At 73.1% G+C, this 13,055-nt stretch carries 11 protein-coding genes; 7 read left to right on the top strand and 4 right to left on the bottom strand.

The window, feature by feature from the left end:
• The first annotated feature begins 6 nt into the window (after positions 1–6).
• Complete coding sequence (locus ACZ6PY_RS23325; RefSeq protein WP_466074990.1) at positions 7–1,608, top strand: hypothetical protein; 1,602 nt, start codon at positions 7–9, stop codon at positions 1,606–1,608.
• Between the two features lie 49 nt (positions 1,609–1,657).
• Here ACZ6PY_RS23325 and lexA read toward each other — a convergent pair whose 3' ends face one another.
• Entirely contained in the window at positions 1,658–2,440 is a 783-nt protein-coding gene (gene lexA, locus ACZ6PY_RS23330) for a transcriptional repressor LexA (protein WP_466074991.1), read from the bottom strand.
• A gap of 544 nt (positions 2,441–2,984) precedes the next feature.
• On the opposite strand from lexA, the gene nrdR reads away from it, so the two are divergent.
• From nrdR to ACZ6PY_RS23350, 4 genes are all read left to right on the top strand, one after another.
• Positions 2,985–3,461: a transcriptional regulator NrdR gene (gene nrdR / locus ACZ6PY_RS23335; RefSeq protein ID WP_313722418.1), complete on the top strand. Its 477-nt coding sequence runs from the start codon at positions 2,985–2,987 to the stop codon at positions 3,459–3,461.
• A gap of 34 nt (positions 3,462–3,495) precedes the next feature.
• The gene (locus ACZ6PY_RS23340) at positions 3,496–6,387 is read left to right on the top strand and encodes a vitamin B12-dependent ribonucleotide reductase (protein ID WP_466074992.1); all 2,892 of its coding nucleotides are present in this window, start codon (positions 3,496–3,498) and stop codon (positions 6,385–6,387) included.
• Positions 6,388–6,529: 142 nt separating this feature from the next.
• Positions 6,530–7,504: a DUF2332 domain-containing protein gene (locus ACZ6PY_RS23345; protein ID WP_466074993.1), complete on the top strand. Its 975-nt coding sequence runs from the start codon at positions 6,530–6,532 to the stop codon at positions 7,502–7,504.
• A 42-nt stretch (positions 7,505–7,546) separates the two neighbouring features.
• Entirely contained in the window at positions 7,547–8,260 is a 714-nt protein-coding gene (locus ACZ6PY_RS23350; RefSeq protein ID WP_466075237.1) for a nucleotidyltransferase domain-containing protein, read from the top strand.
• Positions 8,261–8,320: 60 nt separating this feature from the next.
• Here the strand turns inward: ACZ6PY_RS23350 and ACZ6PY_RS23355 are convergent, their stop codons facing one another.
• The 3 genes from ACZ6PY_RS23355 to ACZ6PY_RS23365 form a co-directional block, all read right to left on the bottom strand.
• Positions 8,321–9,508 carry an RNA polymerase sigma factor gene (locus ACZ6PY_RS23355; protein WP_466075239.1) on the bottom strand — a complete coding sequence of 396 codons (1,188 nt, stop codon included), beginning with the start codon at positions 9,506–9,508 and terminating at the stop codon, positions 8,321–8,323.
• 65 nt (positions 9,509–9,573) lie between these two features.
• Complete coding sequence (locus tag ACZ6PY_RS23360; protein ID WP_262284531.1) at positions 9,574–9,915, bottom strand: YciI family protein; 342 nt, start codon at positions 9,913–9,915, stop codon at positions 9,574–9,576.
• A 96-nt stretch (positions 9,916–10,011) separates the two neighbouring features.
• The gene (locus tag ACZ6PY_RS23365; protein WP_466074994.1) at positions 10,012–11,268 is read right to left on the bottom strand and encodes an MFS transporter; all 1,257 of its coding nucleotides are present in this window, start codon (positions 11,266–11,268) and stop codon (positions 10,012–10,014) included.
• A gap of 155 nt (positions 11,269–11,423) precedes the next feature.
• Between ACZ6PY_RS23365 and ACZ6PY_RS23370 the strand changes: the two genes are divergently transcribed.
• Together ACZ6PY_RS23370 and ACZ6PY_RS23375 are read left to right on the top strand one after the other, a co-directional pair.
• Positions 11,424–12,065, top strand: a complete 642-nt coding sequence (locus tag ACZ6PY_RS23370; RefSeq protein WP_466074995.1) for a class I SAM-dependent DNA methyltransferase — start codon at positions 11,424–11,426, stop codon at positions 12,063–12,065.
• Entirely contained in the window at positions 12,062–13,039 is a 978-nt protein-coding gene (locus ACZ6PY_RS23375) for an asparaginase (RefSeq protein WP_466074996.1), read from the top strand. The genes ACZ6PY_RS23370 and ACZ6PY_RS23375 overlap by 4 nt, the downstream gene beginning before the upstream one ends.
• Positions 13,040–13,055 lie beyond the last annotated feature (16 nt).

Below are 13,055 nucleotides of genomic sequence, written 5' to 3' on the forward strand. Positions count from 1 at the left end.
GGCGCCATGCGGCACGCTGTCTCCTCGGTCACGATCGCGCTGAGCCTCGTCGGCGCGGTCGTGGCACCGGCCGGGCTCGCCCTGGCGGCTCCCGCCGCGGCCCCCGTGCTGGCTGCGGCTCCCAAGAAGAAGTGCACCGTCGACGACAAGCGGCTCCGGGAGCTGTCCGGCCTCGTGGCCACCAGCACCGGCTACGTCGTGATCAACGACAGCACCGACGACGAGAGCCGCAAACGGGTCTTCTTCCTCGACACGAAGTGCGAGATCGCCAAGGACCCGGTCCGCTACACGGGCTCCGGTCCCTACGACACCGAGGACCTGGCCGTCGGGCCGGACAGGAAGACGCTCTTCATCGCCGACACGGGTGACAACGTCGAGGCCAAGACCCGGCGGGAGCGGGTCGCGGTCTGGACCATGCCGCTGAGCGGGTCGAAGCAGCCGGTGCTGCACCGGCTGGCCTACCCGGGCAAGGAGCCGCACGACGCCGAGGCGCTGCTCGTCGGCGACGACGGCCTGCCGCTGGTCATCACGAAGGAGCTGTCCGGCAAGTCGGAGATCTTCACGCCGACGGTCAGGCTGAAGAGCAGCGGTGACCTCGAGGCCATCCCGATGAAGAAGGTCGGCGAGGTCACCCTGCCCAAGACCAACACCGAGAACAAGCTCGGCGGCCCCGGCCGGTTGCTGATCACGGGCGCGGCCCGCTCGCCCGACGGCGGCAGGGTGGTGCTGCGCACCTACGCCGACGCCTTCGAGTTCGACGTGACCGGCGGCAACGTCGTCGGCGCGCTGACCACCGGCAAGCCCCGGGTCACCCCCCTCGCCGACCCGTTCGGCGAGGCCATCTCGTACGCGCCGGACGGCAGGTCCTTCCTCACCGTCTCCGACGGCGGCCTGCTCGACGCCACGGACCCGATCGACGTCCTCAGCTACACCCCGGCCACGACCGGGGTCGAGGCGCTGCCCAACGCCGGCAAGACCGACACCAAGCCGGCGGCGCAGAAGTCCTGGATCGAAGGGCTCAGCCTCGACGAGATCACGTACCTGATCGCGGCGGTCGGCGTCGTCGGCGCGCTCATGGTCGGCGCGGGCATCTTCGGCATCCTGCGGGCCCGGCGCAAGCCGGCGCCGCCGGCCGAGCCGACCGACGAGCGCGGCGACGACTTCCCGGGCAACTCCGCCTACCCGCCGGGCAACCGGCCCGACGCCCCGCCGCGCGGCGGGGTCTACGGCGGCGGTGGCGGCCCGGGCGGGGTCTACGGCGGCGCCCCGGCGAACGGCGGGCGGCCGGGTGGCGGGGTCTACGGCGGTGGCCGTCCGCAGGGCGGTGGCCGCGGTGGCGCCGTCTACGGGGGCGGCCCAGCGGGCGGTGGTGGTCCCCAGGGCGGCGGACGCCCGCCGGGTGGTGGGGTCTACGGCGGCTCCCCGGGTGGCGGCGGCTACGGCGGCGGCCGGCCCGGTGGGGGCGGAGGCTACGGCCCGGGCCGGGCCGAACCGCCGCGCCGCGAGCCCGACCGCCGGGACCCGCGTGACGGCCGCTACGGCGGCGGGGGCCAGCAGTACGGCCAGGTCCCGGGCGGCGGCCGGGAGTTCCGGGGCGACCGCTACTGAGCGCAGAAAAAGGGGGGGTGACCAACGGTCACCCCCCTTTTTGGTCGTCTCAGATGCGGCGGAGCACGGCGACCACGCGGCCCATGATGGTGGCGTCGTCGCCGGGGATCGGGTCGAAGGCCGGGTTCTGCGGCATCAGCCAGACGTGCCCGTCGCGCCGCCGGTAGGTCTTCACGGTCGCCTCGCCGTCGAGCATGGCCGCCACGATGTCGCCCACCTCGGCGGTCGGCTGCTGCCGGACCACCACCCAGTCGCCGTCGCAGATCGCCGCGTCGAGCATCGAGTCGCCCTTGACCTGGAGCATGAAGACCTCGCCCTCACCGACCAGCTCGCGGGGGAGGGGGAAGATGTCCTCCACCGCCTGCTCGGCGAGGATCGGACCACCGGCGGCGATCCGGCCCAGCATCGGCACGTAGGCGGGGGTGGGGCGCTGGGCGCGGGCCGCCTCGTCGTCGACGTCGCCGGGCGCCCGGACGTCCACGGCGCGGGGCCGGTTGGGATCCCGGCGCAGGAAGCCCTTCTTCTCCAGCTCCTTGAGCTGGTAGGCGACGCTCGAAGGGGAGACCAGGCCGACGGCCTCGCCGATCTCGCGCACGCTCGGCGGGTAGCCGTGGCGCTCTACCCAGGTGCGGATGAACTCCAGGATCCGGCGCTGCCGGGCGGTGAGGTCGACCGTCGCCGGGTCGGGGAAGCTGCTGACCACCGGGGTGACCGGACGCACGGCGGACTGGGCCGCCCGGGTGCGCGCGGTGCGGGGGCGACGGGTCGCCGGCGGACCCGCCCCGTCGATCGGCTGCGGGTTCTTCTGCCGGCTGGCCCGGTCCTCGGTCACGTCCGTCCTCCCTGGTCGGCGCTGGGTGCCTCGTCGGCTCGTGGTGCGTGCTCAGGCGGTGCTGTCGACCGGTCCGCCGCGATCCGCCGCGCCCGGTCGTTGTTGACCGTATAGGTGAGATCGGCCATTTTCAAACATCTGTACGACCTGTTGTCGGCGTGTCGCGCCGAAATCCTGGATTTCCGAACGCCTGTTCTGATAAATGGTACGTCGCTCTCGAACGAATGTTCTATCCCGGCGTCCCGTGACTCCGGCGGCCGCCGGCCGTTGGGCTCCTCGGTACGGCCGGGACGGGGTGGCACGGGTGAGTGATTCTGATGACGCGCCGGACACGCCGGCCAACTTGACCTCGCTAGGGCGACGGCATACGGTCGACCCCTAGATGTTGTGGTTACAAGGGCGTAAGTTGCCTACAGGTTGGGTCCGGTTACCGACCGCACTCCCGCACCGCCGACCCGGCGACGGCCATCGAGAGATGGTGCCGCCGTGGTGACGCGTGCCCGGAGGCGGGCGGCGGGCCGCGGTCGATGAAGGAGGTCAGGCGATGCGGTGTCCGTACTGCCGGCACGCCGACTCCCGGGTGGTCGACTCGCGGGAGGCCGACGACGGCCAGCTCATCCGGCGGCGGCGGTCCTGCCCGGAGTGCGGCAAGCGGTTCACCACCGTCGAGGAGGCGGTGCTCGCGGTGGTCAAGCGCAGCGGGGTGACCGAGCCGTTCAGCCGCACCAAGATCATCGGCGGGGTGCGCAAGGCGTGCCAGGGCCGGCCGGTCGACGACGACTCCATCGCGCTGCTCGCGCAGAAGGTCGAGGAGACCGTCCGGGCCAAGGGGGCCGCCGAGATCCCCAGCCACGAGGTCGGGCTGGCCATCCTCGGGCCGCTGCGCGACCTCGACGAGGTGGCCTACCTGCGGTTCGCGAGCGTCTACCGCTCCTTCGACTCGCTCGCCGACTTCGAGCGCGAGATCGAGACGCTGCGGGCCGCCGCGCGGGCCCGCGAGGGCGCCGGCGCGACCAGTTGAGTTCCACGGATTTCTGACAGTTTGACGATGCGCGGTGGGTGACCGCGCTGACGAGGGGGGCGAGGGCGTGACGACCAGCAAGTCACGGAACAAGGCCGGGACAGGGCTGAAGATCGAGCGCGTCTGGACGACCGAGGGGGTGCATCCCTACGACGAGGTCACCTGGGAGCGCCGCGACGTCGTGATGACGAACTGGCGGGACGGTTCGATCAACTTCGAGCAGCGCGGGGTGGAGTTCCCCGAGTCCTGGTCGGTCAACGCGGCCAACATCGTGACCACCAAGTACTTCCGGGGCGCGGTGGGGACCCCGGAGCGGGAGTGGTCGCTCAAGCAGCTGATCGACCGGGTGGTCGGCACCTACCGCACCGCCGGTGAGGAGTACGGCTACTTCGCCACCCCGGCCGACGCCGAGGTGTTCGCGCACGAGCTGACCTGGATGCTGCTGCACCAGGTGTTCAGCTTCAACTCGCCGGTCTGGTTCAACGTCGGCACGCCGTCGCCGCAGCAGGTCAGCGCCTGCTTCATCCTGGCCGTCGACGACTCGATGGACTCGATCCTCGACTGGTACAAGGAGGAGGGGCTGATCTTCAAGGGCGGCTCCGGCTCCGGCGTCAACCTGTCCCGGATCCGCTCCTCCCGCGAGCTGCTCTCCTCCGGCGGCAACGCCTCCGGCCCGGTCAGCTTCATGCGCGGCGCGGACGCCAGCGCGGGGACCATCAAGTCCGGCGGCGCCACCCGGCGGGCGGCCAAGATGGTCATCCTCGACGTGGACCACCCGGACATCCAGGAGTTCGTGGTCACCAAGGCGCGCGAGGAGGACAAGATCCGCGCGCTGCGGGACGCCGGCTTCGACATGGACCTGGGCGGCGCCGACATCGTCAGCGTGCAGTACCAGAACGCCAACAACTCGGTCCGGGTCTCCGACGAGTTCATGACCGCGGTGGAGAACGGCGGCGGCTTCGACCTGCGCGGCCGGCTCGACGGCCAGGTCATCGAGACGATCGACGCCAAGAAGCTGTTCCGCAGCATCTCCCAGGCGGCCTGGGAGTGCGCCGACCCCGGCCTCCAGTACGACGACACCATCAACGACTGGCACACCTGCCCGGAGACCGGGCGGATCACCGCGTCGAACCCGTGCTCGGAATACCTGCACCTGGACAACTCCTCGTGCAACCTGGCCTCGCTGAACCTCATGAAGTTCATGCGCGCCGACGGCGGTTTCGAGGTGGAGAAGTTCGTCAAGTCGGTCGAGTTCGTCATCACGGCGATGGACATCTCGATCTGCTTCGCCGACTTCCCGACCGAGAAGATCGGTGAGACCAGCCGCGCCTACCGGCAGCTCGGCATCGGCTACGCCAACCTCGGCGCGCTGCTGATGGCCTCCGGCCTGCCCTACGACTCGGAGCAGGGCCGGGAGGTCGCCGCGGCGATCACCTCGCTGATGACCGGCACCGCCTACCGCCGCTCCGCCGAGCTGGCCGGCGTCGTCGGCCCGTACGACGGCTACGCCCGCAACGCGGAGCCGCACAAGCGGGTCATGCGCAAGCACGCCGCCGCCAACGACGAGATCAAGCCGGCCGGCACGGTGGCCACCGCGATCGTCCGCGAGGCCACCAGGCAGTGGACGCTGGGCAACAAGATCGGCGACAAGAACGGCTGGCGCAACTCGCAGGCCAGCGTCCTCGCGCCGACCGGCACCATCGGCTTCATGATGGACTGCGACACCACCGGCGTGGAGCCGGACCTGGCGCTCGTCAAGTTCAAGAAGCTGGTCGGCGGCGGCTCGATGCAGATCGTCAACCAGACCGTGCCCCGCGCGCTGCGCAGCCTCGGCTACCCCGAGGAGCAGGTCGAGGCGATCGTCGAGCACATCGCCGACCACGGCCACGTGGTGGACGCCCCGGGCCTCAAGCCGGAGCACTACCCGGTCTTCGACTGCGCCATGGGTGAGCGGTCGATCGCCCCGATGGGTCACGTGCGGATGATGGCGGCCATCCAGCCGTTCGTCTCCGGCGCCATCTCCAAGACGGTCAACATGCCCGAGCAGGCCACCGTCGAGGACGTCGAGAAGATCTACTTCGAGGGCTGGAAGCTCGGCCTCAAGGCGCTGGCGATCTACCGGGACAACTGCAAGGTCGGCCAGCCGCTCTCGGTGGCCAAGTCGAACAAGACCGCCGCCGAGACCCAGGCCCCGGCCGCCGCGGTCGAGAAGGTCGTGGAGAAGGTCGTCGAGTACCGGCCGGTGCGCAAGCGGCTGCCGAAGAAGCGCCCGTCGGAGACCATCTCGTTCTCGGTCGGCGGCGCCGAGGGCTACCTCACCGCCTCGTCGTACCCGGACGACGGCCTGGGCGAGGTCTTCCTCAAGATGTCGAAGCAGGGCTCGACCCTGGCCGGCGTGATGGACGCCTTCTCGGTGGCCATCTCCATCGGTCTCCAGTACGGCGTCCCGCTGGAGACGTACGTCAGCAAGTTCACCAACATGCGCTTCGAGCCGGCCGGCATGACCGACGACCCGGACGTGCGCATGGCGGCCTCGGTGATGGACTACATCTTCCGTCGCCTGGCCCTGGACTTCCTGCCGTACGAGCGCCGCGCGGAGCTGGGCATCTTCACGGCCAAGGAGCGGGCCGCCCAGCTCGCGGCCGAGGCGGAGGCGGAGGCGAGCGGTGCGGACCTCACCGCGATGGCCGCCTCCGCCCCGGTCGAAGCGCCCGAGCCGAAGGCGGTCGCCCAGCCGAAGCAGGAGGTGGCCGACGTGGCCGCCGCCAAGCCGGCGCCGTCGGTGGGCTCCAGCACCGAACTGCTGGAGGCCGTGATCGGCAAGGCCGCGGACGCGCCGCTCTGCTTCACCTGCGGCACGAAGATGCGGCCGGCCGGCAGCTGCTACGTCTGCGAGGGCTGCGGCTCCACCAGCGGCTGCAGCTGACGCACGACCGCTCGCGAGCGCGGCAGGGGAGCTTCCCTGCCGCGCTCGCGGCCTTTTCCCGATGGACGGCGACTCGGTGGAGCGACGGAGCTCACGCCGTCGACGCAACCCCGGCACGCTGTCCGGCTGGAATGCTCGGGCCATGACCACTGCGGACCGCTACGTCGCCTTCGCCCGCGAGGTGCGTGGGGTGTCGCCGGCCTACGAGCGGCTGTCGGAGGCCGTCGCCCGCGACGACGGGCTGCTGGCCCGGCTCGACACCCTCCCGCCGGCCAAGCGCCAGCCGAACCTGCTCTTCGGCGTGGTGCGGCTGCTCGGCGGCCCGGTCACCGATCCGGCCGCCTTCCACCAGTACGCGCTGGCGAACTGGCCGGCCGTCGAGGCGGAGATGCGGGTGCGGGCCACGCAGACGAACGAGCCGGGCCGGTGTGCCGTACTCCTGCCGGTGCTGGCGTCGCTGCCTCAGCCGCTCGCCCTGCTGGAGGTCGGCGCCTCCGCGGGCTTGAATCTCTACCCCGACCGGTACGCCTACCGCTACGGCGACCACCCGCTCGGCGCGGGTGCGCCGGTCCTCGACTGCGCGATCAGCGGGACGGCGCCGCCGTCCCGTCGGCCCGAGGTGGTGTGGCGGGCCGGCCTGGACCTCAACCCCCTCGACGTGACCGACCCGGCCGACGTGGCGTGGCTGGACGCGCTGATCTGGCCGGAGCACGGGCACCGCCGCGAGCGGTTGCGGGCCGCGGCGGCCGTGGCGGCGGCCGAGCCCCCGCTGCTGGTGCGGGGCGACCTCGTGGACGACCTGCCGGCGCTGGCCGCGCGGGCGCCCCGGGACGCGACCCTGGTGGTGTTCCACACCTCGGTGCTGTACCAGGTGCCGCCACCCCGGCGGGAGGCGTTCGCCGACCTGGTACGCGGGCTGCCCGGGCACTGGATCGCCAACGAGGACCCCGACGTGCTGCGCTACCCCGCGCTGCCCGAGCCGCCGCCCGGGGGTTTCCACAACGTGCTGGCCCTCGACGGAGAGCCGCTTGCCTGGACCCGCGGTCACGGCCAGTCCCTCACCTGGTTCGGCAGCGACAGCAGATCTTGGACCCGTGCCCTTCGTGAGGAACGGTAAGTGTCCAAGATCCATCGAGGCGAGGGGGAGGTCACGGTGAGGCTGGCGGTCGTCGAGGAATTCGCCGGTGAACTCGCGGCGCTCGGCTGGGTCACCGACCTGCTGGTGGCCGGGTCGCTGGCGACAGGCGATTACCGGCCCGGCGTGAGCGACCTCGACCTGGTGGCGCTGACCGACGGGCCGGTCGACGGCGCGCGGGAGGCCGCGCTCGTCGCCGCGCACCGTCGCCTCGACGCGGGCAGCGCCGCCGGGCTGCACCTGGGCTGCGTCTACGTCGACGGCGCCACCGTCGCGGACGTCCACCGGAAGCATCCGACGTGGACGCATGCGCAGCTCGTCCAGCGCATCCTGTCCGGCATCACCCGGGCGGAGCTCGTCCGCCATGGGTACGCCGTCCTCGGCCGTCCGCCCGGCGAGGTGTTCCCGCCGGTGAGCGACGACGACGTGCGGGCCGCCGCTCGCGCAGAACTCACCGGCTACTGGGCCTGGGCGGCCCGGCGTCCGTGGCTGTGGCTCAACCCCGCCCTGGCCGACCTCGGCCTCACCTCGATGGCCCGCGGCCGGCACGCGCTGCGCCACGGCAACCTTCTCACCAAGACCGCGGCGGTCGAGGCGGCCCACGCCCCGGCCTGGCTGATCGACCAACTGGCGGCCCGACGGCGGGGAGAACCGGTCACCTCCCCCCGCCTCCGCACCGCCCTGATCGCCTGGCGGGACGCCCGCCGCACGGTCCGCCAGGCCCGCCGCCCGACCTGAACTCGGTGATCATGACGTTATTGCTCCGACGCGCCGGAGCGGCGGGCGATAACTTCATGATCAACGGGGCGGGGCGACCTCGGTGAGGCGGGCGGTCAGGAAGGCGCGTTCGGCGTCGTTGTCGACCAGGTCGAGCGCCGCGCGGTAGGCGTCCGCGGCTTCGGCCGGCCGGTCGAGGCGGCGGAGCAGGTCGGCGCGGATGGCCGGGAGGTAGTGGTAGCCGGCCAGGTGGGGGTCGGCCGCCAGCGCGTCGACCTCCGCGAGGGCCGCGGCCGGGCCGTCGACCATGGACACCGCGACCGTCCGGTTCAGCGCCACCACCGGGGACGGCCAGCGCTTGAGCAGCTCGTCGTAGAGGCGGACGACCTGCGGCCAGTCGGTGGCGGCGTAGCTGGGGGCGACCGCGTGCAGCGAGGCGATCGCGGCCTGGAGGGCGTACCGGCCGACCCGGCCGGTGCGGAACGCGCCCAGGACCAGCTGGTTGCCCTCGGCCATGGCGGCCCGGTCCCAGCGGGACCGGTCCTGCTCCTCCAGCACCAGCAGCCGCCCGCCGGCGTCGGTGCGCGTGGCCCGGCGGGCGTCGGTGAGCAGCAGCAGGGCGAGCAGGCCCCGGACCTCCGGCTCGTCCGGCATCAGGGCGAGCAGCATCCGGGTCAGGTGCACGGCCCGGTCGACCAGGTCGGCGCGGACCAGGTCGGCCCCGGTCGGCGCGGTGTGCCCCGCGGTGAAGAGCAGGTGGATCACGGTGAGCACCGCGTCGAGCCGTTCGGGCAGTTCGGCGGCCTCGGGCACCCGGTACGGGATCCGGGCGGCGGCGATCTTCTTCTTGGCCCGGGTCACCCGGGCCGCCATGGTCGTCTCGGTGACCAGGAACGCGCGGGCGATGTCGCCGGTGGCCACCCCGCAGACCAGGCGCAGGGTCAGCGCCACCTGGGCCTCCCGGGCCAGCGCCGGGTGGCAGCAGGTGAAGACCAGCCGCAGCCGGTCGTCGGGGACCGCGTCCCCGCCGGGCTCCTCCACCATCTCGGCCTCCGCCGGCTCGACGAGCAGGGGCATCTTCGACCGGAACACCTTCTCCCGGCGCAGCACGTCCAGCGCCTTCCGTTTCGCCGTGGCGGTCAGCCAGGCGCCCGGCTTGTCGGGTACGCCGTCGCGCGCCCACGCGGCCAGCGCCGCCAGGTACGCGTCCTGCACGCACTCCTCGGCCACGTCGAGGTCGCCGGCGACGCGCGCCGTCGCGGCGAGCACGAAGGCCCACTCGCGACGGTGCGCGTCCGCCACCGCCCGTTCGGCGGCGACCGTGGCGGCGTCGCTCACTCGGCCGGCGGCTGGAAGAGCGGCCGGACCTCGACGCCGCCGTCGATGGTGGCCGGGTTCAGCTTGGCGATCTTCAGCGCCACGTCCAGGTCGGGCGCCTCCAGGATGAAGAACCCGGCGACGACCTCCTTGGCCTCGATGAACGGGCCGTCGGTCACCACGTCGCCGCGGATCGCCGTGGCCGTGGTGCTGGGCTGGAGCGCGAACCCGGTGAGGATCTGCCCGCCCAGCTCGGCGACCTGGTCGCCGTAGCGCTCCAGCAGGGCCACGTAGTCGGGGGTCAGGTCCATCGGGTCGGCCGGCGCGGGCGAGTAGACGAGGACTGCGTACTGGGCCATCGGTCTCTCCTTGAGGTTGTCGTTTCCCTCTTCCGTCTCACCGACGGACGGGCGCGGCCGGATTCGACAGCGGTCCGGCGAAAATCCTGCCTCTTTTCAGGACGCCGCGAAGTCCCGCATCCGCCGCAGCGGCGAAAAGACCACGAACAGTGCCGCGCTCCACATGCCGAGCACGCAGACCAGCAGCGCCGGGCGCAGCCCGAGCCGGGTGCCGAGGGCGCCGCCAAGCAGGGCGCCCAGCGGGATCGCGCCGTAGCAGATCCACAGGAACGCGGCGTTGACCCGGCCGAGCAGCCCGGCCGGGGTGACCCGCTGCCGGTACGACATGGCCGCCACGTTGAACAGCACCGCGTTGGCTGCGAACGCCGCGGTGCCGACGGCGTAGAGCAGGGCGCCCCAGCCTGGCCGGGCCAGCGGCATCAGCAGGTAGAGGGGGCCGGGGACGGCCATCGACACCCAGATGGTCCGGGCGCCGCCGAGGAGCGCGGTGACCCGCCCGGCCAGCACCCCGGCCAGCAGTCCGCCCACCGAACCCAGGCTGAACAGGAGGCCGATGGTGGCCGGGGTGGCGTGCAGCACGCGCAGCAGGTAGGGCACCTCGATGGACCGGGTGGCCATGACGAAGAAGTTCGAGGTGGCGGTGCAGGCGAGCACCAGGGCGAGGATCCGCTGCCGGCGGATGAACCCGAGCCCCTCGGTGAGTGCGGCCCGGACCGGCACCCGGCCGCCGGCGCGCGGTGCCGGGCGGTGCCGGATCAGCAGCAGCGTGACCGCACTGGCCAGGAAGCTCGCGGCGTCGGCCACGAAGGTGCGGGCCGCGCCGAGCAGGCCGACGAGCACGCCGCCGGCGCTGGGCCCGGCCAGGGCGGCCAGGTTCTCGCTCACCTCCAGGCGCGCGTTGGCCGAGGTCAGGTCGGCGGGCGCGACGAGGGCGGGCAGCAGGCTCCGGTAGGCCACGGTGAACGCCACGGTCAGCACGCCGCAGAGCCCGACCACCGCGTACAGGAAGGCCAGCGTGAGGTGGCCGACCAGGGCGACCACCGGCACCGACAGCAGCAACGCCGCGCGACTCAGGTCGCAGGCGACCATCAGCCGCCGCTGGTCGACCCGGTCGGCGAGCATCCCGGCCGGCAGCGAGAAGACCAGGTACGGCGACCAGGCCAGGACGGTGAGCAGCGAGACCTGGAAGACGGTGGCGTCCAGCACGTCCGCGGCCAGCAGCGGCACCGCCACCCCGGAGACCCGGGTGCCGACCTCGCTGACCGTCTGGCCGCTCCACAGCAGCAGGAAGTCCCGGCTGCGCCACAGCGAGGTGCGGGTTCCGGTGGTCGGGGTCGTGAGGTGCTGGGTCACCGCTCGGGCCTGTCCGTCGGGGTCATTCGCGACCTGGCACGGTATCCCGCCGGCCCGCTGCGGGGCCCGGCATTTCCCCCCGCGGAGACGTTCGTCGCCGGGCCGGGCCGGGTGCGGGCGGACGCGGGGCCGGCCGGCGACTAGGGTCGACTTTCATGATCGAACCGAACTGGCTCACCGAGACGCGCGCCGCCTACGACACGGTTGCCGTGGACTACGCACGGCTGATTCCCGACGTGCTGGAGGGCCCGCTCGACCGGGGGATGCTGGCCGCGTTCGCGGAGCTGGTGGGGCCGGGCCGGCCGGTGCTGGAGGCGGGTTGCGGTACCGGCCGGATCACCGCACACCTGCGCGGTCTCGGGCTCGACATCTCCGGGGTCGACCTCTCCCCGGGCATGCTCAAGATGGCCCGCCGGAACCATCCGGAGCTGCGCTTCGAGGTCGGCTCGATGACCGCGCTGGACCTCCCCGACGCGGCGCTGGCCGGGCTCGTGGCCTGGTACTCGATCATCCACCTGCCGCCGGACCTGCTGCCCGGGGTGTTCGCCGAGTTCCACCGGGTGCTCGCCCCGGGCGGTCACCTGCTGGTCGCGGTCAAGGCCGGCGACCAGCGGATCCGGCTGGAGCAGGCGTACGGCCACACCGTCTCGTACGACGTGTACTGGCTGCCGCCGGAACGGCTGGCCGAGCAGCTCACCGCGGCCGGATTCGCCGTGCACGCCACGCTGGTCCGCGAGGCGGAGGAGCTCGACCGGGGACCGCAGGCGTTCCTGCTCGCCCGGAAGGCCGACCGATGACCGTCGCGCTGTTCACCTTGGGCGGCACGATCGCCATGGCCGGCGCCCGAGCGCAGGGCGTGGTCAGCCGGCTCACCGGCGCCGACCTCACCGCCGCCGTACCGGGGCTCGCCGACATCCCGCTCGACGTGCGGGACGTCGAGGCGGTGCCCAGCGCCGCGCTGGCGTACCGGCAGATCCTGGACCTGGTGGACGCGGCCGGCGCGGCGGTCGCCGACGGGGCGACCGGCGTGGTGGTGACCCAGGGCACCGACACCCTGGAGGAGACCGCCTTCCTGGCCGACCTGGTCTGGCCGCACCCGGCGCCGCTGGTGTTCACCGGCGCGATGCGCAACCCCACCCTCGCCGGCCCGGACGGCCCGGCCAACCTGCTCGCCGCCGCCCGGGTCGCCGCCGCGCCGGCCGCGCGGGACCTCGGGGTGCTGGTTGCGTTCAACGACGAGATCCACGCCGCCCGCTTCGTCCGCAAGACCCACAGCACCAGCACGGCCACCTTCGCCGCACCGAACGCCGGCCCGCTCGGGCACGTCATCGAGGGCGAGGTACGGCTGCTCACCCGCCCGCCCCGGCACGCCCCGCTGCCGCCGGTGGACCGCGGCCGGCTGGCCGCCACCCGGGTGGCGCTGCACACCGTCACCCTCGACGAGGACCCGGCGCTGCTCGACGCGCTCGCCCCGGGCCTGGACGGCCTGGTGGTGGCCGGCTTCGGGGTGGGGCACGTGCCGCCCGACGTCGCCCCGGCGCTGGGCGGGCTGGCCGCGCGGATGCCGGTGGTGCTCGCCTCCCGGACGGGGGCCGGGTCGGTGCTGCGGAACACCTACGGCGCGGTCGGCTCGGAGGCCGACCTGCGCCGGCGCGGGCTCATCAGCGGTGGGCTGCTCGACCCGTACAAGGCCAAGGTGCTCCTCCGGCTGCTGCTGGCCGCCGGCGCGGACCGGGCGGCGGTCGCCGCGGCGTTCGACCGGCACGGCTGAGCCGGCGCCTCCGGGC

This window comes from Micromonospora sp. NPDC048907 (genome assembly GCF_055586885.1).